The organism is Desulfuribacillus alkaliarsenatis, from assembly GCF_001730225.1.
Lineage (GTDB): Bacteria > Bacillota > Bacilli > Desulfuribacillales > Desulfuribacillaceae > Desulfuribacillus > Desulfuribacillus alkaliarsenatis.
This window is the reverse complement of record NZ_MIJE01000032.1, coordinates 164608-186582: the sequence shown is the minus strand read 5'-3', so window position 1 is coordinate 186582 and position 21975 is coordinate 164608. Positions and strand designations below refer to the sequence as shown.

Sequence of the window (21975 nt, the reverse complement as noted above, 5' to 3'; positions counted from 1 at the left end):
TTAACGAAGTTTTTAAGAGGAGGTCATTGAGGGTGTCACTTATGCTTGCGGTATTAGCGCCGTTTATATTGGCCCTATTTATACCCGCACTTTACAAGTATGTCAGGCAAGTGCATACAGGATGGTTTGTACTGCCGTTGCCAGTAATTTTGTTTGCTTTTTTGTTTCAGTATATTCCAGGCGTAGCCAATGGCGAGCCATATACTTTTTCAATTCCGTGGGCACCATCTTTGGGGATTAACTTTACATTATATGTTGATGGTTGGAGTTTGCTTTTTGGTTTATTAATTACGGGAATTGGAGCGTTAGTAGTATTATACTCCATCTATTACTTGTATAAAGACAAGGAAGCTTTAAACACTTTCTATGTATATTTATTGATGTTTATGGGAGCTATGTTAGGTGTTGTTTTCTCAGACAACATGGTCGTGCTTTATGTGTTCTGGGAGTTAACTAGCTTATCATCATTCTTATTAATCGGTTATTGGTATCATCGGGAAAAATCGATTTACGGTGCACAAAAATCCACAATTATCACGATTTTCGGTGGATTTGCTATGTTAGCTGGATTTGCGATGATGTACGTTATGACTGGTACGTTCAGTATTAGGGAAACGATTGCAATGGCAGGTAATATTGTTGATCATCAACTGTTTATACCTGCGATGATTATGATATTACTAGGCGCGTTTACAAAATCTGCTCAATTCCCATTCCATATCTGGTTACCTGATGCTATGGAAGCACCAACTCCGATTAGTGCGTACCTACATTCAGCAACTATGGTAAAGGCAGGTTTATATCTAGTAGGACGTATGACGCCAATATTTGCTGGTATTCCAGAATGGTTCTGGATAGTTTCTAGTTTCGGTATTTTTACACTCTTGTGGGGGTCGTTCTCTGCAGTAAAGCAGACAGACTTGAAATCGATTTTAGCGTATTCAACAATAAGTCAGTTAGGGCTAATTATGTCGTTGTTAGGCTTAGGTTCTGCAGCATTATATTTTGGGTATGGTGATGAGTCATTGCTATATACCACTGCAATTCTTGCAGCAGTATTCCATTTGTTTAACCATGCGACGTTTAAAGGTAGCTTGTTTATGGTTGTCGGTATTATTGACCATGAGACAGGTACCCGTGATATACGAAAGCTAGGCGGTTTAATGACAATTATGCCTGCGACATTTACACTGGCTGTCATAGGTTCAGCAGCAATGGCTGGGTTACCACCATTCAATGGCTTTCTAAGTAAGGAATACTTCTTTACTGGAGTAGTTAATGCATCTAGGCTAGATATATTTAATATGGATACTTGGGGTATGCTATTCCCAGTTATAGCTTGGGTTGCAAGTGTCTTTACCTTTATATATTGCGCTACAATCGTCTTTAAGACCTTTACTGGAAAACTCCAAAGAGAAAAACTTGATAAAGAGCCACATGAAGCTCCAATTGGCATGTTAATTCCTCCGATTGTGCTTGCATCATTAGTTGTAATAACAGGATTCTTTCCAAGTTTGTTGGAATATACAATCATTGAGCCAGCAATGGCGGCGATTTTACCTGGATTATTGGGACCAACAGAAACCTTCTATGTTAATATTTATTTTTGGCATGGTTGGACAATTGAGTTATTTATGACTATCGGTGTTGTAGTTATGGGTACATTGATGTACAACACATATAAATATTGGGATCGAATTTATTTCTTCATGGAAAAACGTGATCCGGTTAACAACGTTTATGATAATGCTATGATTGGTCTTGTTAAAGGTTCAACAGTAGTAACGAGAATTCAAATGACAGGGTTATTACGTGACTACTTTACGTATATGATTACTTTCATGTTAATCCTGTTGACATATTCACTCATACGTTTTGACGCTATCGCTTTAGATACAAGTCAATTTGCTCCAATATCGATCTATCTTTGGGCAGTGACTTTAGTTATTGTTATATCAACAATTGCAATACCGTTTATTCAACAGCGGGTGACGGCAATTATTGCAGTTGGAGCCATAGGATTTATGTTAGCACTTTTATTTGTTGTGCTACGTGCGCCAGATCTTGCATTAACGCAACTATTAGTAGAAACAGTTATGGTTGTATTGTTCCTGCTCTGCTTCTATCACTTGCCAGAGCTGCGCCGAGAGTCCTTTACTCCAATATTTAAGTTTACTAACTTAGTTATTTCAATAGCGGTTGGTGTAGTAATAACAATAACTGCATATAGTGCATTAACCTTAGGGAATCAAGCAGATTTCCAGCCAATTTCACAATATTTCATTGAAAACTCTTATAAGCTAGCTGGCGGTTTAAATATGGTTAACGTCATACTAGTTGATTTCCGTGGACTTGATACCTTGCTTGAGGTGCTTGTGTTAGGAATTGCAGCACTTGGAGTTGTGACTATGATTAAACTACGGATGACAGGGAGGGAGGATGTATGAAGCGAAACAATGTAATGCTACACACAATTACAAAAATCGTTACTTTTATCATCCTTGCGTTTTCTGTATACCTGTTCTTTGCAGGTCATAACAATCCAGGTGGTGGATTTATAGGTGGGTTAATGACTGTTTCTGCATTACTATTGATGTATGTATCATTTGATAGGAAAACAGTCGATTATATTATTCGTATTAATTTTCCAAATCTGATTGCTGTTGGGTTGCTGATATCAATGGGCACTGGAATTGTATCGATGCTTTTTGGAGATGCTTATTTGACACAATATTTTGACTACTTTCAGCTACCAATTCTAGGCGAGACGGAATTAACTACAGCTCTTCCGTTTGACCTTGGAATTTACATGGTAGTTGTAGGGGTAGCGATGCTAACAATCTTAACAATCAGGGGGGACGCATAGCATGGAACTATTAATGTCCCTACTTGTTGGAATTTTGTTCACCGTTGGAACCTATATGATTTTAACTAAAAGTATTTTGCGTGTAGTATTAGGTTTGATTCTTATGTCGCATGGTGCCCACTTGCTATTGCTAACGATGGCGAGACTAAAGCAAGGAGCGCCTCCGTTATTAGGGGAAGCAGCGGCTGCATATGCAGACCCACTGCCGCAGGCGCTAATCTTAACAGCCATTGTAATTAGCTTTGGGGTAACGGCATTCCTACTTGTACTATCGTATAGAACATATAAAGAACATAAGACAGACGATCTTGAACAGCTAAGGGGGAGTGACGATGAGTAATTTAGTAGTATTGCCGATACTGATACCCTTTTTTGTCGGGGTCATCCTGATATTCTTTGTGAATCACTCCCGAATTCAACGTACCATTAGTAGTATAGGGGCTCTATCTATCTTAGCTTCTGCATTATATTTGGCACATGTTGTTTTTTATGGAGGCATTAAGACATTAGAACTTGGTAACTGGCCTGCACCATTTGGGATTGTTTTAGTTGCTGATATTTTTGCGACTATGATGGTTGTTTTAGCATCAATCGTTGGGGTTGTGTGTCTGTTCTTCGCCTTTCAAACGATTCATACGATTCGAGAAAAGTATTACTTTTACCCGTTTTACTTCTTCTTACTGACAGGTGTAAATGGTGCGTTTTTAACAGGTGACCTTTTCAACCTATTTGTATTTTTCGAAGTAATGCTGATTTCTTCATATATATTAATTGTTATCGGTGGCACTAAATATCAGTTGCGGGAATCATTTAAATATGTGGCAATTAACGTCTTTGCTTCAATTCTCTTTATTGTTGGGGTAGCATACATCTACTCAATTACTGGGACATTGAATCTAGCGGATATTGCTGTACGCGTTGCAGAATTACAACAACAAGGGGTATTGAACACCGTTGCTATGTTATTCCTGGTTGTCTTTGCAATGAAAGGGGCATTATTCCCACTATATTTCTGGTTGCCTAGATCTTATTATGGACCACCAGCAGCAATTGCTGCGTTGTTTGGAGGTTTATTGACTAAGGTTGGGGTATATGCGATTATACGTACATTTACATTAATATTCGTCCATGAGCCAGGTTTCACACATAATGTTATTATATTCCTAGCTGCGGGGACGATGTTCTTTGGAGTATTAGGGGCAGTTGCAAGCTTTGATTTTAAGCGGATCCTGTCTTATCATATAATTAGTCAGATTGGTTATATGATTATGGGTTTAGGTATTTATACACCATTAGCGCTCGCGGGAGCTATATATTATATTGCCCATCACATCATAGTAAAAACAGCGCTGTTTTTGACCTGTGGTGCAACACAGTATGTAACTGGACAGACTGAGCTTAAGAAAATGGGTGGCGTGATGAAAACACATCCTTGGCTTTCTTGGGTATTCTTTATAGCAGCCATATCATTAGCTGGGATTCCTCCATTGAGTGGATTCTTCAGTAAATTTGCCTTAATCTTAGCTGGTTTTCAAGAAGAGCGTTATTTCATAGTGGCTGTTAGCTTGATAGTTGGACTATTAACATTGTTCTCCATGATGAAGATTTTCACATATGTTTTCTGGGGAGAACAAAAGATGGATGATACAGAGGCTCGTAAGATAAGTACTCGCAAAGTCCTATTGCCGATAATTCCACTAATCTTCTTGACGATAGTATTAGGACTAGCAGCTGAACCAATATTTCAATATTCATTAGCTGCAGCTAACCAAATTCTTGATCCTTCGAATTATATTGAGTCTGTATTGGGAATAGACTATGAAGTTGTAAGGAACCTAAACCGCTAAGGTGGCTAGTAAGGAGTCGATAAAATGGCGTTTCAAATAGTATTAAATATAGTTCTAGCTGTAATATGGATGTTATTAGTACAAAGCTATACCTTTGTTGATTTTGTAATTGGATATTTTATTGGTGTATTATTACTATGGTTTTTGCAACGGTTTTTATCTGCAAAATTTTACTTCCATCGTGTCATTGCCATGCTAAAGCTGTTTTTGCTGTTCTGTAGAGAATTGACATTGTCAAATATAGATATTGCTAGAACAGTACTTATACCGAGGCTAGATATATGCCCAGGCATCGTTGCTTTCCCAACTAGGCTTCGTTGTGATTGGCAGATAACATTGTTGGCAGCTCTGATTTCACTAACACCGGGGACATTATCGATGGCATTTTCTGATGATGGTCGGACGATATATATTCACTCCATTCATGTGCCTGATAAAGACGAAAAAATCCGAGAGATTAAAGAAACATTTGAAAAGGCAATTATGGAGGTGACCCATTAATGCTTGAAGCTGCATTATCAATAGCGTTATTTCTACTAGCTATATCGATAGTCCTTTGTCTTTACAGAGTAATTAAAGGCAACTCTATGTCAGATAGAATTGTAGCCCTTGACACAATAGGACTAAATCTTATAGGTTTTACAGGCATAAACATGATACGCCAAGGTACACTTGCTTATGTTGAAGTTGGGTTAGTAATTGCGATTTTAGCCTTTATTGGCTCTATTGCCCTGGCTAAGTATGTGGAAGGAGGAACTGTCATTGACTGAGTTTATAATTAGTTTTTTCTTGCTACTCGGTGCAATTTTCAGCGTTTTAGGTTCCCTAGGACTATTACGACTTCCAGACGTATATGCCCGTTTGCATGCTGCAACTAAGACAGTGACTTTTGGGATTATAAATATCATGATTGCTGTTTTTCTATACTTCGCATTAGTGCATAGTGTTTTTAGCTTTAAAGTATTACTAACTATAGTGTTTGTATTTTTGACGGCACCTGTTGCTGCTTTTATGATTTCACGTTCTGCCTATAGAATTGGAGTTCCACTATGGGAAAAATCTATACAAGATGATTTAAAAGAAGCTATAGAAGAAGGAAGAGAAGTAAATAGTATAAAAAAGGATATGGAATCTACTTCCTAAAGCGTGCATCTTTTCATATTGCACGAACAAACTGCTATATGCTATACTTAGTATAGAAAAAATAGCCCTACAATGCTAGTGAATACCGACGTTTTGAGCCAACACTTTTACTACGGGAGTTTGCGTCTTGTCATGGCTGGGATGCCCACATCGAGGGGACCTCAAAAGTGATAAGTAGAACACCCACCTGCTGAGGCAGGTTCAAAACCCAGGGACACGGCAAAGCGGGGCTTTTTTTTTTGCTTAATTCCTACAAATTTGCTATGATATAAGTGATGTTTTAATGACTTTTATAGGAGGTGTAGTTTTTGTTACACCGTTTTTCACGAACTGAATTGCTAATTGGCAAGGACGGAATGGAGCGTTTGCAAAATAGCACAGTTGCTGTAATAGGCATAGGAGGTGTAGGATCATACACCGTTGAAGCGTTAGCACGTTCTGGGGTAGGCCATTTAATTTTAGTAGACGATGACGATATATGTTTAACCAATATTAATAGGCAACTCCACGCCCTTCAGAGCACAGTTGGCAAACAAAAGGTCGAAGTAATGAAGGAAAGAGTGTTACAAATAAACCCAAAGGCTAAAGTTACTAGCTTACAGATGTTCTTAAATAATGAAACAGGGGAACAGGTATTTTCGTTGCAGCCAGATTATATTGTAGATGCAATTGATACCATTTCATCGAAAATATCTTTAATAGAAGCATGTACTATTCGTAAGATACCTATTGCTGTAAGCATGGGTGCAGGAAATAAGCTTAATCCAGCAGGCTTTGAGATTGCTGATATTTCGAAAACGTCAGTTTGCCCAATGGCCAAAGTATTACGTAAAGAGTTAAAGAGAAGGGGAATTGCTAAGGGTGTAAAAGTCGTTTATTCAAAAGAACAGCCAATTAAGCCAATTGCTAGTGAGGAGGCCTCTTGCGCAGTGGGGTGTATATGCCCGCCTACAGCAAGTAGGACATGCACTGTAAAAAGACAAATTCCTGGCAGTATCTCCTTTATTCCTTCGATAGTAGGGTTAATGCTAGCAGGAATAGTTGTTAATGACCTGTTAGTTGAAAAAACTGGGGTGTAGTTTAGTGGATGATTTATTTACATATCAGCATAAGGTTAATGGTATAGATACGCTTGCTCCTTTAGCATCTAGAATGCGACCTAGAGATTTTGCAAGCTTTGTTGGTCAGGAGCATATAGTCGGTGAAGGGAAGCTGCTTCGTCAAGCAATCGAACTTGATAGAGTAACAACTTTAATACTTTATGGTCCTCCTGGTACAGGAAAAACTACATTAGCAGAAATCATATCTAACAAAACCAGCTCATACTTTGTGAAATTGCACGCTGTAACGGCAGGTGTCAAGGATATAAGAGAAGTGACACAGCAAGCTAAAGACCGTAAAGTGCTAGAGCAACGGAAAACAACACTGTTTATTGATGAGATACATCATTTTAATAAATCGCAGCAAGACGCGCTTTTACCATTTGTAGAGGATGGTACTATTATTTTGATAGGAGCAACTACAGAGAATCCATTTTTTGAAGTAAACTCAGCTTTATTATCTAGATCTATGGTTTTCACACTTAAACTACTTACTGAAGATGAGCTTAACAGAGTCATGGAGTTAGCGTTACATGATGATACTAGGGGATACGGTTCACTGACAATAACTATCGATGATGATGCTAGAAAACATATTATTTCATACGCAGATGGTGATGCAAGACGTTTACTTAATGCGGTGGAGCTAGCGGTAGCTACAGCTTCGCATAATGACCAAGGAGCTATACATATTACTTTGACTGTTGCTGAGGAATCAATCCAGCGTCGCGCAGTTAAGTACGATAAACAGGGTGATCAGCACTATGATACGATTTCGGCGTTTATAAAGTCTGTTCGAGGCTCTGATCCAGATGCGGCCGTTTACTGGTTAGCGCGAATGATAGATGCTGGTGAAGACCCACGTTTTATAGCGCGTAGGATTGTGATATTAGCTTCTGAAGATATTGGAAACGCAGATCCCAATGCATTGGCAGTGGCAATATCGGCGTTTCAAGCATTCGAGCTAGTTGGAATGCCTGAGGGAAGGATACCATTAGCCCAAGCAGTGACATACTTAGCAGCAGCTCCAAAAAGTAATGCAGCTTATATAGCAATTAACAAAGCTTTATCTGATGTTAAAGAACTTGGCTATGATGAAGTTCCAACCCATCTGCGTGACGCAAGCTATAAAGGTGCTCATCAGCTAGGTCATGGCCAAGACTATTTATACCCGCATAACTACGATAATCACTACGTTAACCAGACATATTTGCCCAGCAAACTTGAAGGCAAACTTTACTATAAACCCTCAGACAATGGGTTTGAAAAAGATATAAAAGAATATCTGAATAGTATTAATAGAAAGAGATAAGTGGATGATAAACTATAGACGAATTATCTTACAATGGGTTATATTTTTCGTAGGAATTATGGTGATGAGCTACGGGATTGTTTTAACAATAGTAGCTAACTTAGGGGTATCACCTTGGGATGTATTTCACCTCGGGCTTGCTAATACAACCCCTCTAACTCCTGGTATGGCAGTTCAGGTTACAGGAATAATTATTGTAATTATAGTATGTTTTTTAATGAAGAGGTATCCTCAAATAGGTACAATCCTAAATATGATTTTTGTCGGTGTTTTTATAGATGTGTTTTTACTATTGCCTGTGACACCTACAGGGGAAAATTTATTTCAACAATTAGCTATACTTGTTATTGGTACTGTGTTGTTTGGTGTGGGGGCAGGAATTTATATTTCAAGTAATCTTGGTGCAGGACCTAGGGACGGTTTGGTTCTTGTTTTGAATATTAAAAAAGGCTGGTCGATTGGCAGGATTAAAACTGTAATGGAGCTATCAGCATTAGGTTTTGGAGCTTTATTAGGAGGGCCAGTAGGCGTTGGCACAGTTATTATTTCGTTAACAATTGGTCCAATTATGGGTTTTAATATTGAATATTGGAAGGGCTTGCTAGGCAAATATACAGAAGAGGTGAAGTCGAATGAAGTTGTCAACGAAAGGTAGATACGGACTTACTTTAATGATTGATTTAGCAATGAATTTTGGGGAGGGGCCTGTTTCTTTGAAAAACATTGCTGAACGCCATGATTTGTCTGATCATTACCTTGAGCAGCTAATCGCTCCATTAAGAAATGCTGGGTTAGTTAGAAGTATTAGAGGTGCCTATGGAGGATACGTATTATCGAAGGAACCAAAGGACATTACTGCTGGTGATGTGATTCGTGTTTTAGAAGGGCCTATTGGGCCAGTAGAATGTATTGCAGAAAGTAACGCTTCATCTTGCGATAAGTTTAATACATGTGTAAAAAAAGACTTATGGACGCGTTTGCGCGACAGTATGATTGAAGTCCTAGACTCAACCACCCTTGCTGACCTTGCGAAAGAGAACGAAGGTAAGCAAGATTGTTTCATGTTTTATATCTAATATAATTATAGAAGGTGATATATTGATATACCTCGACAATGCTGCTACCACTCCTTTGTATCCAGAAGTTAAAGAGCATATGGTAGAGCATATTAATTCAGATAGCTTTGGTAACCCTTCTAGTGTTCATAGGGCTGGAAGGAAAGGAAAAGCATTACTTGAAGATGCTAGGGAACTGATAGCGAACACCATTAATGCTACGCCAGGTGAAATTATATTTACGGGAAGTGGCACTGAGAGTATCAATAGCGCAATTATAGGCACAGCGTACGCCAATATATTACGTGGCAAACATATCATTACTTCTGCAGTTGAGCATCACGCCGTACTTAATACATGTGAATATTTAGAGCAACAAGGTTGGGATGTAACATATTTACCTGTAGATAGTAAAGGATGGGTTAATCCGCAGCATGTTCTTGAGGCAATACGCAAGGACACAATCTTAGTATCGATTATGTATGTTAATAACGAAGTAGGAACAATTCAAGCGATTGAAGAAATAGCGAGAGTTACTAGCAGATATAATATTACTTTGCATTCTGATATGGTACAAGCGTATGGCAAGCTAAAAATCGATGTAAAATCGTTGCCTGTTGATTTAATAAGTGTATCTGCCCATAAGATTCATGGACCAAAGGGAGTTGGACTACTGTATATTAAACAGAAATTAGCTTGGAGTCCATATATATTCGGAGGAAAACAAGAGCGGGGAAGACGGGCTGGAACAGAGAATATGCCAGGCATCTTAGGATTTGCTAAAGCAGCTGAGATTACATACAATAAACTTGATGCAACGAGCAGATATCTTCAAGGCTTGAAGGATACGTTTATTAATGTATTAAATACACATTTAGACAGTAGTAAATATACTCTAAATGAAGCTGACAAAGTGATACCATCGATACTCAATATTAGCTTTAAGGGAATAGATGCTGAGAGCTTGCTGATAGCATTAGATTTAGCATCTATAGCTTGCTCACATGGTTCAGCCTGTACTTCAGGATCGTTAGAGCCCTCACACGTTTTAGAGGCGATGGGTTTAGATAAGGAGTCAATTCAAGGAGCACTTCGATTTAGCTTTAGCGAATTAAACAATAGGGAAGAAATAGAAACCGCAGCACTAACGGTTGCTAACTTAGTTAAGAAAATGCAAAAATAATAAAAGGACTGGATATGATTGAAACAAACTGTTGTAGTTGCTATGAGTGGTGGTGTCGATAGTTCTGTAACTGCCATTCTTCTAAAAAATCAAGGATACAATGTAATAGGTATTACTATGAGACTATATTCTCCAGACGACCCTTTAGAAGAAGCGAACTTAGTAGGAGGATGCTGTTCTCTAGACTCTGTAAACGATGCAAGGAGAGTCTGTGAAAGCCTAGATATTCCATTTTATGCTGTAAACTATAAAGAAGAGTTTGAGCGTTTAGTAATAGATTACTTCCAAAGGGAATATGAAAAAGGTAGAACACCAAACCCTTGTATAGCCTGTAACATTCATATGAAATATGACTTGCTCTTAAAAAAAGCTCTGGATTTAGGTGCTGACTACTTAGCTACAGGGCATTATGTGCGACGTTGGTACCATGAAGAGAAAAAAAGATACGTCTTAGCTCGAGCAGTTGATGAAAAGAAAGATCAGTCATATGTTCTATATAATTTGACTCAGGAGCAGCTTAAGCACACGCTCTTTCCCCTAGGAGATTTCGAAAAAACTAGGGTGCGTGAAATGGCTAAAGAATTTGGCTTAACAGTACATAACAAACCAGATAGTCAAGAAATATGCTTTATACCAAACGACGACTATAAACAATTTATTGAAAAACGCTCAAACAAAGTCATAAAAGAAGGTTATTTTTACGATACCAAGGGCAGGGAAATAGGGAGACATAAAGGTATTCCTTATTACACCATCGGTCAGAGAAAAGGCTTAGGCTTGGCCCTAGGATACCCTGCATATGTAGTTGATATTATACCTGACAAAAACATTGTTATTATCGGTTCTAATGAAGATGTATTTGACAAAGGTCTACTTGCCGAAGAGCTTAACTGGATTAGCATTCCTGGCATAGAAATAGGTGAAGAGCTAGAAGTAGAAGTAAAAATACGTTCTGCGGCAAAGCCATCAAAGGCAAAAATCAAAAAACTAAAAGATAATCAAGTGCAGGTGATTTTTCAAAAGCCAGAAAGGGCTGTAACTCCAGGTCAAGCAGTTACCTTTTATGATAATGAAGGCCTGGTAATCGGTGGCGGTGTCATCGAGAGTCGAATCAGATAAGTGAAAATGGGAGAGTGCTAGGGATATGAAAGAGATTGCAGACAAATATACTAAGATTGCATTTAAAGCAATAGAAGCAGTTATAGTTTTGCTGCTTTTAATCGCAATTGTACTTACAGGTAAAGAGATTGCTCTTACTGTTTGGTATAAGTATCAGAACGGGCTGCTAATCGATAACTTTAAAATTATACTGTCTGAAATATTACTACTTGCTATAGGTATTGAGATGGCCGCTTTGATTATTAAGAAGAATTTGTATTTTGTAATTGACATTTTAATCCTAGCAGTTGCCAGGAAGCTGATTGTATATGAAGATAGTGTTGAGCTTTTTATAAGCATTGCTGGCATTATGTTGCTATTATTAGCGAAGATTTATTACCACAAAAAAGTTTCCTTTAAAGACCTAGAGCGTGAAAAAGAGATTGAACGTGGCCCGACAATTTCAACTTAAGAAAACACTTATTAAAAATACATTATAAAAATTGTTATAAAAACACCTTTGCTTAGAGTAGGAAGCAAGGGTGTTTTTTTCATATTCTTGGGAAGAATATATTACAAAATGCAAAGCTAAAGGACTGGTCTTAAACATGAAAAGAGCTTCTGATGTGATAGGTTTACCGATAGTATGTGTGTGCACTGGCAATCAGATTGGTGTCGTTAAAGACATAGCCTGTGATCCTGAATCGAATGTATTCGGGATAATCATTGAACCTAAAACACTATTTAATAAAGGTAAAGCTATTCTCTTAGAAGATGTAACAGCTATTGGTAAAGACGCAGTTACTGTCTATTTAGATAACATTGCTAAGTCTGTCGAAGAAATGCAGAAGAAAACTGATGAGTTGTTACGAGGTTTATATTACTCTGAAAAACTTCGTGGAATCAAAGTACTCACAGCTAACGGCGTTGAATTGGGAATTGTGGAAGATGTTTACTTTGATGAAGAATTGGGGACAATTGTAGGGTACGAGCTTTCTGAAGGGGTAGTGGCAGATATTACTGAAGGTCGCAAATACCTCCCAAAACCAGACCACTTAACAGAAGGCAAGGATATATTAATTGTCCCAAGATCAGCTATTGATGAAGTAGAGGACTTAGGATAAGGAGGCATAATTATGGAGAATTTAAAATGTCCATTTTGTTATTCTAAGGATATCGGTAAAATTGGTACTAACCAGTATTACTGCTGGGATTGCTTTTTTGAATTCGGTATAAAAAACAATATAATTACTTTATATGAAGTGGATGAGGAAGGACAATTAATTGCTTTAGAAAAAATTGAGCAATGATTAATAAGATAAGCATATACTAGTACAAACGCTGCCCATAAAATAAAGAGGTGATACTATATGTATCCCAATTGGTTGAATAAAAAAAGTCTGCAGGTATTAGTCTATATTATCTTAGTGCTACTTGTCATACTGTTATTACAGCAAGCAAGGCCTGTCCTATCTGGTATCTTTTCTATTATTAAAGGTGCTTTTTTGCCGTTTGTTGTTGCAATAATTATTGCGTATCTCTTAAATCCGTTGGTTAATTTTTTACATCAGAAAGGATTTTCTAGACTTGTAGCCGTACTGTTTATATATACGGTTAGCATCCTATTAATCATTTGGTTCCTAGTAGCCTATATACCTGCTTTTGTTATACAGCTAAAGGAATTCATTGAGCATTTACCAGACATTTTAGTTAGTGTAGAAGGATGGATTAATCCATTTTATCAGAATCTCTATGTGCTACCAGAGAGTGTACAACTAGGTATAGAGTCATCTTTTATAAAAGTAGAGCAAGGAATTACTGAACAAATATCGAATCTGTTCACATTTATTGGGAACAGCTTGACTAAAATCATAGCCTTTGTTGTAGTCCCTTTTGTAGTTTTCTATATGCTTAAGGATTTACAGGTGCTAGAAAACTTCCTAATAACAATTGTGCCCAAGAAATATCGTCATGGGATATTAAAATTATTTAGAAACATAGATGAGGCACTAGGGAACTATATCCGAGGTCAGATTACCGTTTGTCTAGTAGTTGGAGTACTATCATATATTGGTTACCTGATAATTGACATGAAATATGCGTTGGTACTTGCTTTAATCGTCGCCATTACAAATATTGTACCGTATTTAGGCCCAATCATTGGCGCCGCGCCAGCGGTGTTTATAGCTGCTACAATCTCACCTATAATGATCGTTAAAGTATTAGTGGTGAATATCACTGTACAACAATTAGAAGGGAACGTCATCTCACCACAAATTATCGGGAAAAAGCTACAACTACACCCTTTAAGTATTATTTTAGCCTTACTATTAGGTGGGCAAATAGCTGGAGTACTAGGGTTAATATTTGCAGTCCCTGTATTAGCTGTACTGAAGGTAGTTACGCAGCACCTAGTAACCTATTATACTCAAACAAAGCATTGACACAGTAAACGTCCCTCGATATAATTATCAAGAACTAGCTTTTATAATACATAGAGACCATCCTCTCGTCCCGGAACTGGATGAGGGGTTTTTATTTACAAAGCAGAATTTTTAACACAACGAGATAAATTTTAACACAACTAGATAAATGTAATATTTTCAGATTATGGAGGGATTAGAGTTGAAGCCATTAAAAGCAAGTGAAATACGCAAACAATTTTTGGATTTTTTTGCTTCTAAAAATCACGAAATCGTACCAAGTGCTCCGTTGGTGCCCATAGATGATGCTACCCTATTGTGGATTAACTGTGGAATGGCGCCATTAAAGAAATACTTTGATGGACGTGAAATACCTAAGAATCCTAGGATAGCGAACTCACAAAAGTCAATTCGTACTAACGATATTGAAAATGTAGGACGTACGGCTAGGCATCATACTTTCTTTGAAATGCTTGGGAATTTCTCAATTGGTGATTACTTTAAAGAAGAGTCTATTGCATGGGCGTGGGAGTTTTTAACAGACGTTATGAAGATGGATAAGGAACGCTTGTCTGTAACAATCCACCCAGAAGACGATGAAGCCTTTACAATTTGGAATCAGGTTATTGGCATACCAGAGGATAGAATTATTCGCTTGTCTGAGAATTTCTGGGATATAGGCGAGGGCCCTTGTGGACCTAATACCGAGATTTTCTATGATCGCGGTGAGCGCTTTGGCTGTAATGAACCAGGTTGTAAAGCGGGCTGTGACTGTGACCGTTATTTAGAAATATGGAACTTAGTGTTTAGCCAATATAACCACAACCCTGATGGAAGTTATACTCCATTACCGAAGAAGAATATTGATACTGGTATGGGGCTAGAGCGTATGGCATCTGTATTACAGGATGTCGACACTAACTATGAAACTGATTTATTATTTCCAATTATTGAACAAGCGTCACAGTTGGCCGGTAAACAATATAAGGTAAAAAAGGAATATGATGTAGCTTTTAACGTAATAGCTGACCATGCACGTACCGTTACGTTTGCGGTGTCAGAAGGGGTGTTGCCGAGCAATGAAGGCAGAGGCTATGTCATTAGACGCTTATTACGTAGAGCTGTACGCTTTGGTAAAGTATTAGGCCTAGAAGATGCCTTTCTATTTAAGCTTGCACCAGTTGTAGCTAATATAATGGAGGATTATTATCCAGAACTACAGAATAATCTAGACTTCGTGCAAAAAGTAATCCGTACAGAGGAAGAACGTTTTCATGAGACTCTAAACGATGGGTTAGTAATACTTCAGAACATGTTAAATGATTACAAACAACAAAATATAAATGAAATCAATGGACAAGCTGCCTTCAAGCTTTATGACACTTATGGATTTCCGGTAGATTTAACTGAAGATCTAGCAGAAGAGAGCGGATTTACGGTAGACAAAGAAGGCTTTGAGAAATATATGAATGAGCAACGTGAACGTGCACGAAATGCTCGTCAGGATGAGAGCAGCATGCAGGTTCAAGGCGGAGAAATAGCTGAGTTTAAAGAGCCTAGTGAATTTGTCGGCTATGATAACCTTGAAGCAGAAGCAAGGATTATTGCAATCTTTTCCGATAAAAAGCTAGTCCAAACAGCTGAACAACATCAAGAGGTTCATATCATTCTTAATCAAACTCCGTTTTATGCGGAGAGTGGTGGGCAAATCAACGATGTTGGTACTATATGTGCTAACGATGGATTAAGTGCAGATGTTTTAGACGTCCAAAAGGGACCAAATGGACAAAATATCCATCGTGTCAAAATCACACAAGGAAGTTTAAATGTAGGTAGTATAATTGCTGCTAAGGTTGATACTAATAGTCGAAAAGGTATTATTAAGAACCATACAGCTACTCATATACTACATAAAGCACTAAAGCAGGTCCTAGGAGAACACGTAAACCAAGCAGGCTCTTTAGTTAGCGCAGACCGACTAAGATTTGATTTCTCACATCTATCTAGTTTGACATCAGAGGAGCTAGTACAGATAGAGAACATTGTTAATGAACATATTTGGAAAAGCATACCTGTGTCTTGTGAAATAACGGATATTGAAACAGCTAAAGAAAAAGGCGCTATGGCTTTATTTGGTGAGAAATATGGTGATGATGTTCGTGTGGTATCTGTAGGCGACTATAGTATGGAGCTATGCGGTGGTTGTCATGTAGCTAATACAGCAGAAATCGGTCTGTTTAAAATCGCAAGCGAATCAGGAATCGGTGCAGGTATTCGTAGAATAGAAGCATTTACTGGTAAAAAAGCCTTTTCATTTTTTGATGAAAAGTATAATATGTTGGAAAGGGTAGCTTCTAGTCTTAAAACAAAAGTAGACGATGTTCCTAAGAGAATATCTCAGCTACAGGACGAAATTAAGCAGCTTCAGCGGGATAACGAGTCACTAAAAGGAAAGTTAAGCAGCTATGAAGCGACAGGTTTAATCAACAAGCTTGTAAGTGTTCAAGGCGTGCCAGTTCTTGCTCAGGTTATCAATGATGCTGATATGAAGGAATTATTGACTACTGTAGATGAGTTGAAGCAAAAGCTTGAAACTGGAGTAATAATTCTTGGTAGTGTAAAGAACGATAAGGTTAGCCTAGCAGCGTACGTTACGAGTGATTTAATCGAACGTGGCGTTCATGCAGGTAAATTGATCAAAGAGGTTGCTAGTATCTGTGGTGGCGGTGGTGGTGGCCGTCCAGATATGGCACAGGCAGGTGCAAAAGACGCTTCTAAACTAGGTGAGGCAATCCAGAAATCGTCCGAAATTATAATTAGCCAGATAAAGTAGTAGCGGTGACAGGAAAGGTAAGCTTAGAACCTAAGAAAGAGGGTGAGGATGTTGACTTCGAGTAACGATAGAACATCAATTGACCATACCATGAGATTTGATGTAAAAGCAGACGAGAATGAACTCCAACCTCGTGATGTTGTGCTGACAGTATATGAAGCCCTAAAAGAAAAGGGATACCACCCGATTAATCAAATTGTCGGATATATATTATCAGGAGATCCTGCGTACATTCCTAGACACAACAACGCTAGGAATTTAATTAGGAAAATTGAAAGGGATGACCTGATTGAGGAGCTTGTAACGTCTTACTTAAAGCAACACAAAAAGGCGGATTCTTAATCATGGAGCATCGGTATATTGGCTCTAACAAATTAAAAGTGTCGAGGATGTGTCTCGGCACTTTAACTATGGGTCCATTACAAAGGAATTTATCTATTGAAGAAGGCGCTAATATAATTGTCGAAGCAGTAAGACAAGGGGTAAATATATTAGATACTGCAGAGCTATATCAAACCTACCCTTATATTAAAAGGGCATTAGAGCAGCTAAGTGCAAATGATTATCCTCATATTATATCGAAATCATATGCCTATTCTGCTGATATGATGAAGTATAGCTTGGATAAGGCACTAAATGAACTTGGAGTCGAGCAAATCAGCGTATTTTTATTACATGAACAAGAATCAGAAGCAACATTAAAAGGACATTCAGAAGCATATGAGTATTTGTTAAAGGCCAAAGAAGAAAAACTAGTCCAAGCCGTTGGGATATCATGTCATTCGATTGAAGCCGTTTATGCTGCGGCCAAATTAGAGGGAATTGATTGTATTATGCCTATTTACAATCAAGCGGGAATTGGGATTATAGATGGTAATCGTCAGCAGATGACAGAAGCAATAAGTGCTGCCCACAGAAAAGGTATTGGGATTATTGGTATGAAGGCTTTAGCTGGTGGACATTTAATACCAAATACACATCAAGCTCTTGATTTTGTGTTAGGTTGTGATACACTTGATACGATTGCGATAGGTGTTCAGAATTTAAATGAACTGATGTATAATGTAGCTATCTTTAACAATCAGGAAATACATAATGTACATATTGAAGGTCTACAGCAACAGCCGCGAAGTCTTTTAATCGAAGAATGGTGTACAGGCTGTGCTAAATGTGTTAAACGCTGTACAGCTAACGCATTAACAATACATAATAATAGAGCAATAGTAAATCATAAGCTATGTAGATTATGTGGTTATTGCGGTAGTGTATGTCCTCATTTTTTTATTAAAGTACTATAATTACTAGTTTTATGGTTTTAGATTGATGCCAGAGGAGTATACTAATTATGAGGATTATGGGATTAGACATAGGCGATAAGACAATTGGCGTTGCACTTAGTGATGAAATGCTATGGACTGCTCAAGGACTAGAAACAATTCACAGAAAAAAACTTGCAGATGATTTACGGCGTTTACAGGAAATAAAAGAGCAATATGAAGTAGAAAGAATTGTTGCTGGTCTTCCTAAAAATATGAATGGAACACTAGGACCTAGGGCAGAATTGGTACAAGAGCTAGGCACGACTATCGCAAATGAGTTAGGCATACCAGTTATCTACTGGGACGAAAGGTTATCAACGGTTGCTGCTGAAAGAACATTGCTTGCCGCAGATGTTAGTCGTAAGAAGCGGAAGCAGGTTATAGATAAAATGGCGGCCGTGATTATATTACAAGGGTACCTAGATACCCAACAAGCAAAATAGAAGAGGTGATATTTATGACAAACCACGAGCATGATCATGAGCATGAAGAATCAACAGTAGTATTAACAGACGAAGAAGGAAACGAGCATGAGTTTGAGTTACTTACTATTTTAGAAGTTGAAGAAGTTAACTATGCTGTACTGTTACCATTAATTCAACCAGAAGCAACAGACGTTGATGAAGAAATTGAGGAAGAAGCTATTATCTTAAGAATTGCTCAAGATGAAGATGGTAATGATATACTTCAAGAAATTGAAGATGATGCAGAATGGGATAGAGTTGCGGCTGAATACGATAAACTCGTTGATGAAGAAGAGCAAGACTAATTTTAATACAAATTTTTCAATACGGAAAGGGCGCATAATTGCGCCCTTTTTCTAATAAGTGTGGTAAAATATCAATTAAAGTTTAAAAAATAAAAAAGTATAAAATCATAGTCAATTTATGAAATATTTATGGTACTATTACTACTAAGGAGATTTGAAAATGAATAAATATATTAGAGTTGCTTTGATTGTGATTGCTACACTTATACTGGTAATTGGCAGTGGGAGCTATTTTGTTTACCAATACTTTTGGAACCAGCTTGAGCCTGTTGAAGGTAATGAAATTATAGAAGTTCATATTCCTGCTGGATCTTCTGTGAGAAACGCTACGATAATTTTAGAGGAGCATGAATTGATTCGAAACGCTGAAATGCTTGCTTACTATATTCGTTGGCAGCATGAAGGCATTCAAATTATAGCTGGAGATTATCAGCTACAGCAAGGTTCTACAGTTGACGATTTATTATATGCTCTGTCGAGTGGGAATGTTGTTGCTAAAGAAACGATTCGTTTTACAGTACCTGAAGGTTATACTATCGAGCAGACAGCTAGGAAGTTAGCCAATGAAGGTATTATAGACGAGGAAAAATTTCTACAGGCAGCAAATAGTCGAGACTACGACTTTTGGTTCATAGATGAAATTCCTGAGGATACAAAAGCTAATTACACCTTAGAAGGATTTCTATTTCCAGAAACCTACGAAATGCTTAAGGGTGTTTCTGAGGAAGAAATAATAATAAGAATGCTACGGCAGTTTGAACTTGAATTTAAGCCAGAATGGAAAACTATACTAAATGAAATAGGTTTAACTGTATATGAGGCTGTAATATTGGCCGCGATTGTTGAACGTGAAGCTGTGGTAGACTTTGAAAGACCAATAATTGCAGGGGTGTTCCATAATCGACTAGAGTCTGCTTGGAAGCTTGAATCCTGTGCTACAGTTCAATATGCTCTAGGTAAACAAAGGGAGATTATTACATTTGCTGATTTAGAAGTAAACAGTCCATTTAATACTTATAAGAACGAAGGTTTACCACCTGCACCTATAGCTAATCCAGGTAGAGCTTCCTTAAAGGGGACAATTTTCCCTGAACAACATGATTACTATTTCTTTGTAACTAAGAAAGACGGTACAAATGAACATCATTTTTCAAAGACATACGCCGAGCATAGAAGTAATGATGCGATGAGCCGAGGATCGTGGTAGTAGATACGCTAATCTTTAATGCAGCAAAACTAATAATAGTTGGCGAGGAGGAATAGAGGAAATGAGAATGTTTAAAGGCTTACGAGGCAAGATTTTATTAGCTATAACCATGGTAGTTATTGTGAATATGGCAATCGTTATGGGATTCTTACAATTTGTATTACAGGATAGTGGGGAACATGCTGCATTAACCAAAGTAACCTCTGATTTGGCTACTGGTCGAGCAATTATAGATGCAACATATCCAGGGCCGTGGAATATTAGAGACGGGGAACTATTTAAAGGCGATGTACGAATGAATGAGAATTTTGAAATTGTTGATTACATTGGTGAGCTTACAGGAAATACAGTTACTATCTTTCTTGGGGACACAAGGGTAACAACAAATGTAATTACCCTTGAAGGCAATAGAGCAGTAGGGACACAAATCTCAGATGTGGTTGGGAATGCTGTATTAAACCGTGGAGAGACCTTTGTGGGAGAAGCAGATGTTGTTGGTCACACCTATCAGACTGCTTATGAGCCGATTAGAGACGCAGATGGCGACATTATTGGTATTTGGTATGTTGGTGCTTCTAGGGAATTCGTTACTGATATGATTTGGAACGCTCAGAGAGGTATGATTTATATTGCGTTAGGTGCAATCATTGTTTCTATGTTACAGGCTATGAGGGTTTCAACTAACTTCGCAAGGGCAATTGCTAAGATTAGTGAAGGAATTAAGCATGCTGAGAATAAGAATTTCAAGCACAGAATTGAATTAAATCGTAACGACGAAATAGGTGAATTAGCAAAATCATATAACAGTATGATTGATGAATTAGGCAATTTGATTAAGGATGTTAATCACAGTGTTGAGACAGTCTTAGTATCGGCAAAGGATTTAGATGCAGCATCAAGTGAACAAGCTAAAGCCAGTGAGCATATGGCAGCAACAGTTGACCAGATATCTGATGGCGCCAACAGCCAAACAAGTGCCGTAGATGAAACGGTTAATATAGTGTCAGATATCAATACGGGTATCGTAAGAATATCTGAAAATGCTTCTGAAGCTTATGATAGTTCGTATAAATCTGTTGAAATTGCTGATAGTGGTAAGGTCAAAATTGAGAGTTCCATTTCCCAAATGGAACAAATTAACGATAAGAGTCATGACACAGCAGATAAGATGAAAAACCTAGGTCAACGTTCAGAAGAAATCGGTAACATTATTAGCATGATTTCGAACATAGCAGAGCAGACCAACCTATTAGCATTAAATGCAAGTATTGAAGCAGCAAGAGCTGGTGAACATGGTCGAGGCTTTGCGGTCGTAGCAGATGAGGTTCGTAAGCTAGCAGAGCAATCGTCCCAAGCAACTGGTCAGATTGCTAACCTTGTTAAAGACATTCAACTAGAGATAGATGATGCGGTTAAAGAAGTAGAAAGCAATGTTGTTAGTATTGAAGAAGGGGTAGCTAGTGTAAGGCAGGCTAGTAGTTTCTTCGAAGAGTTACGCAACTCCTCGAACGAAGTTAGCGTAAAAGTTAAGGACATTAGCGACTCAGTTCAAAACATTCAGCAGGTTAGTAGAAATCTCGTAGAGAAAATTGAAGTCGTAAACGATGTAGCCAAAGAGACTGCTGATGGCACACAAACAATGGCTTCGATGTCTGAGGAACAAAGTGCAACATTACAAGAAATAAGTGCTACTGTTTCACAATTAACAAAAATAGCACAAGACCTAAAAGAAAAAGTAGATTGTTTTGAATGTTAATGTGTTCTAAATAAGTCTAAAGATAGTAAAGAAACTTGTTAAAAGATTCTTTACTATCTTTTTG

24 protein-coding genes and 1 other RNA gene are annotated in these 21975 nt (G+C 37.8%); all 25 read left to right on the top strand.

The window, feature by feature from the left end; genetic code table 11:
• The first annotated feature begins 41 nt into the window (after positions 1 to 41).
• The 25 genes from BHF68_RS11645 to BHF68_RS11530 all read left to right on the top strand — a co-directional run bounded on the left by BHF68_RS11645 (position 42) and on the right by BHF68_RS11530 (position 21911).
• Positions 42 to 2447 (top strand): Na+/H+ antiporter subunit A, encoded by a 2406-nt coding sequence (locus tag BHF68_RS11645; RefSeq protein WP_069643883.1) that lies wholly within the window; start codon positions 42 to 44, stop codon positions 2445 to 2447.
• A complete protein-coding gene (locus tag BHF68_RS11640) occupies positions 2444 to 2866 on the top strand; it encodes a Na(+)/H(+) antiporter subunit B (RefSeq protein WP_069643832.1) in 423 nt (140 codons plus the stop codon). The genes BHF68_RS11645 and BHF68_RS11640 overlap by 4 nt, the downstream gene beginning before the upstream one ends.
• A 1-nt stretch (position 2867) precedes the next feature.
• Positions 2868 to 3206, top strand: coding sequence for a Na(+)/H(+) antiporter subunit C (locus tag BHF68_RS11635; RefSeq protein WP_069643831.1), 339 nt, complete (start codon positions 2868 to 2870; stop codon positions 3204 to 3206).
• The gene (locus BHF68_RS11630; protein WP_069643830.1) at positions 3199 to 4713 is read left to right on the top strand and encodes a Na+/H+ antiporter subunit D; all 1515 of its coding nucleotides are present in this window, start codon (positions 3199 to 3201) and stop codon (positions 4711 to 4713) included. The genes BHF68_RS11635 and BHF68_RS11630 overlap by 8 nt, the downstream gene beginning before the upstream one ends.
• A 24-nt stretch (positions 4714 to 4737) precedes the next feature.
• Positions 4738 to 5214, top strand: coding sequence for a Na+/H+ antiporter subunit E (locus tag BHF68_RS11625; RefSeq protein WP_069643829.1), 477 nt, complete (start codon positions 4738 to 4740; stop codon positions 5212 to 5214).
• The gene (locus BHF68_RS11620) at positions 5214 to 5483 is read left to right on the top strand and encodes a Na(+)/H(+) antiporter subunit F1 (protein WP_069643828.1); all 270 of its coding nucleotides are present in this window, start codon (positions 5214 to 5216) and stop codon (positions 5481 to 5483) included. Before BHF68_RS11625 ends, BHF68_RS11620 begins: the two co-directional genes overlap by 1 nt.
• Positions 5476 to 5856 carry a monovalent cation/H(+) antiporter subunit G gene (gene mnhG / locus BHF68_RS11615; RefSeq protein ID WP_301553635.1) on the top strand — a complete coding sequence of 127 codons (381 nt, stop codon included), beginning with the start codon at positions 5476 to 5478 and terminating at the stop codon, positions 5854 to 5856. The genes BHF68_RS11620 and mnhG overlap by 8 nt, the downstream gene beginning before the upstream one ends.
• 61 nt (positions 5857 to 5917) lie before the next feature.
• Positions 5918 to 6091: non-coding RNA, 6S RNA (gene ssrS / locus BHF68_RS11610), on the top strand.
• 73 nt (positions 6092 to 6164) lie between these two features.
• A complete protein-coding gene (locus BHF68_RS11605; RefSeq protein WP_069643826.1) occupies positions 6165 to 6935 on the top strand; it encodes a tRNA threonylcarbamoyladenosine dehydratase in 771 nt (256 codons plus the stop codon).
• Between the two features lie 4 nt (positions 6936 to 6939).
• Positions 6940 to 8268 (top strand): AAA family ATPase, encoded by a 1329-nt coding sequence (locus tag BHF68_RS11600; protein ID WP_069643825.1) that lies wholly within the window; start codon positions 6940 to 6942, stop codon positions 8266 to 8268.
• Between the two features lie 4 nt (positions 8269 to 8272).
• Positions 8273 to 8923 carry a YczE/YyaS/YitT family protein gene (locus BHF68_RS11595; RefSeq protein ID WP_069643824.1) on the top strand — a complete coding sequence of 217 codons (651 nt, stop codon included), beginning with the start codon at positions 8273 to 8275 and terminating at the stop codon, positions 8921 to 8923.
• On the top strand, positions 8901 to 9344 hold the full coding sequence (gene cymR, locus BHF68_RS11590) for a cysteine metabolism transcriptional regulator CymR (protein ID WP_069643823.1): 444 nt from the start codon (positions 8901 to 8903) through the stop codon (positions 9342 to 9344). The genes BHF68_RS11595 and cymR overlap by 23 nt, the downstream gene beginning before the upstream one ends.
• Positions 9345 to 9366: 22 nt before the next feature.
• Positions 9367 to 10506: a cysteine desulfurase family protein gene (locus BHF68_RS11585; protein ID WP_069643822.1), complete on the top strand. Its 1140-nt coding sequence runs from the start codon at positions 9367 to 9369 to the stop codon at positions 10504 to 10506.
• 18 nt (positions 10507 to 10524) lie between these two features.
• Positions 10525 to 11625: a tRNA 2-thiouridine(34) synthase MnmA gene (gene mnmA, locus BHF68_RS11580; protein WP_069643821.1), complete on the top strand. Its 1101-nt coding sequence runs from the start codon at positions 10525 to 10527 to the stop codon at positions 11623 to 11625.
• Between the two features lie 25 nt (positions 11626 to 11650).
• A complete protein-coding gene (locus tag BHF68_RS11575; protein WP_069643820.1) occupies positions 11651 to 12076 on the top strand; it encodes a hypothetical protein in 426 nt (141 codons plus the stop codon).
• Positions 12077 to 12212: 136 nt separating this feature from the next.
• Positions 12213 to 12728, top strand: a complete 516-nt coding sequence (locus BHF68_RS11570) for a PRC-barrel domain-containing protein (protein ID WP_069643882.1) — start codon at positions 12213 to 12215, stop codon at positions 12726 to 12728.
• Positions 12729 to 12740: 12 nt separating this feature from the next.
• Positions 12741 to 12914, top strand: coding sequence for a YrzR-like zinc ribbon domain (locus BHF68_RS15400; protein WP_176719929.1), 174 nt, complete (start codon positions 12741 to 12743; stop codon positions 12912 to 12914).
• Between the two features lie 60 nt (positions 12915 to 12974).
• Positions 12975 to 14048: an AI-2E family transporter gene (locus BHF68_RS11565; RefSeq protein WP_069643819.1), complete on the top strand. Its 1074-nt coding sequence runs from the start codon at positions 12975 to 12977 to the stop codon at positions 14046 to 14048.
• Between the two features lie 181 nt (positions 14049 to 14229).
• Positions 14230 to 16860 (top strand): alanine--tRNA ligase, encoded by a 2631-nt coding sequence (gene alaS / locus BHF68_RS11560; RefSeq protein ID WP_069643818.1) that lies wholly within the window; start codon positions 14230 to 14232, stop codon positions 16858 to 16860.
• Positions 16861 to 16950: 90 nt separating this feature from the next.
• Positions 16951 to 17202 carry an IreB family regulatory phosphoprotein gene (locus tag BHF68_RS11555; RefSeq protein WP_141706282.1) on the top strand — a complete coding sequence of 84 codons (252 nt, stop codon included), beginning with the start codon at positions 16951 to 16953 and terminating at the stop codon, positions 17200 to 17202.
• Positions 17203 to 17204: 2 nt separating this feature from the next.
• Positions 17205 to 18158 carry an aldo/keto reductase gene (locus BHF68_RS11550; RefSeq protein ID WP_069643816.1) on the top strand — a complete coding sequence of 318 codons (954 nt, stop codon included), beginning with the start codon at positions 17205 to 17207 and terminating at the stop codon, positions 18156 to 18158.
• A 47-nt stretch (positions 18159 to 18205) separates the two neighbouring features.
• Positions 18206 to 18622, top strand: coding sequence for a Holliday junction resolvase RuvX (ruvX, locus tag BHF68_RS11545; RefSeq protein ID WP_069643815.1), 417 nt, complete (start codon positions 18206 to 18208; stop codon positions 18620 to 18622).
• A gap of 14 nt (positions 18623 to 18636) precedes the next feature.
• Positions 18637 to 18948, top strand: coding sequence for a DUF1292 domain-containing protein (locus BHF68_RS11540; RefSeq protein WP_069643814.1), 312 nt, complete (start codon positions 18637 to 18639; stop codon positions 18946 to 18948).
• A 160-nt stretch (positions 18949 to 19108) separates the two neighbouring features.
• Positions 19109 to 20155 carry an endolytic transglycosylase MltG gene (gene mltG, locus BHF68_RS11535; RefSeq protein WP_069643813.1) on the top strand — a complete coding sequence of 349 codons (1047 nt, stop codon included), beginning with the start codon at positions 19109 to 19111 and terminating at the stop codon, positions 20153 to 20155.
• Between the two features lie 61 nt (positions 20156 to 20216).
• Positions 20217 to 21911: a methyl-accepting chemotaxis protein gene (locus BHF68_RS11530; protein WP_069643812.1), complete on the top strand. Its 1695-nt coding sequence runs from the start codon at positions 20217 to 20219 to the stop codon at positions 21909 to 21911.
• Positions 21912 to 21975: the final 64 nt, after the last annotated feature.

Bases quoted from the DNA above. Each gene is read 5' to 3' on its own strand.
- BHF68_RS11645 (WP_069643883.1), top strand. From the start codon at position 42: ATGCTTGCGGTATTAGCGCCGTTTATATTGGCCCTATTTATACCCGCA.
- BHF68_RS11640 (WP_069643832.1), top strand. From the start codon at position 2,444: ATGAAGCGAAACAATGTAATGCTACACACAATTACAAAAATCGTTACT.
- BHF68_RS11635 (WP_069643831.1), top strand. From the start codon at position 2,868: ATGGAACTATTAATGTCCCTACTTGTTGGAATTTTGTTCACCGTTGGA.
- BHF68_RS11630 (WP_069643830.1), top strand. From the start codon at position 3,199: ATGAGTAATTTAGTAGTATTGCCGATACTGATACCCTTTTTTGTCGGG.
- BHF68_RS11625 (WP_069643829.1), top strand. From the start codon at position 4,738: ATGGCGTTTCAAATAGTATTAAATATAGTTCTAGCTGTAATATGGATG.
- BHF68_RS11620 (WP_069643828.1), top strand. From the start codon at position 5,214: ATGCTTGAAGCTGCATTATCAATAGCGTTATTTCTACTAGCTATATCG.
- BHF68_RS11595 (WP_069643824.1), top strand. From the start codon at position 8,273: ATGATAAACTATAGACGAATTATCTTACAATGGGTTATATTTTTCGTA.
- cymR (WP_069643823.1), top strand. From the start codon at position 8,901: ATGAAGTTGTCAACGAAAGGTAGATACGGACTTACTTTAATGATTGAT.
- BHF68_RS11575 (WP_069643820.1), top strand. From the start codon at position 11,651: ATGAAAGAGATTGCAGACAAATATACTAAGATTGCATTTAAAGCAATA.
- BHF68_RS11570 (WP_069643882.1), top strand. From the start codon at position 12,213: ATGAAAAGAGCTTCTGATGTGATAGGTTTACCGATAGTATGTGTGTGC.
- BHF68_RS15400 (WP_176719929.1), top strand. From the start codon at position 12,741: ATGGAGAATTTAAAATGTCCATTTTGTTATTCTAAGGATATCGGTAAA.
- BHF68_RS11565 (WP_069643819.1), top strand. From the start codon at position 12,975: ATGTATCCCAATTGGTTGAATAAAAAAAGTCTGCAGGTATTAGTCTAT.
- BHF68_RS11555 (WP_141706282.1), top strand. From the start codon at position 16,951: ATGAGATTTGATGTAAAAGCAGACGAGAATGAACTCCAACCTCGTGAT.
- BHF68_RS11550 (WP_069643816.1), top strand. From the start codon at position 17,205: ATGGAGCATCGGTATATTGGCTCTAACAAATTAAAAGTGTCGAGGATG.
- ruvX (WP_069643815.1), top strand. From the start codon at position 18,206: ATGAGGATTATGGGATTAGACATAGGCGATAAGACAATTGGCGTTGCA.
- BHF68_RS11540 (WP_069643814.1), top strand. From the start codon at position 18,637: ATGACAAACCACGAGCATGATCATGAGCATGAAGAATCAACAGTAGTA.
- mltG (WP_069643813.1), top strand. From the start codon at position 19,109: ATGAATAAATATATTAGAGTTGCTTTGATTGTGATTGCTACACTTATA.
- BHF68_RS11530 (WP_069643812.1), top strand. From the start codon at position 20,217: ATGAGAATGTTTAAAGGCTTACGAGGCAAGATTTTATTAGCTATAACC.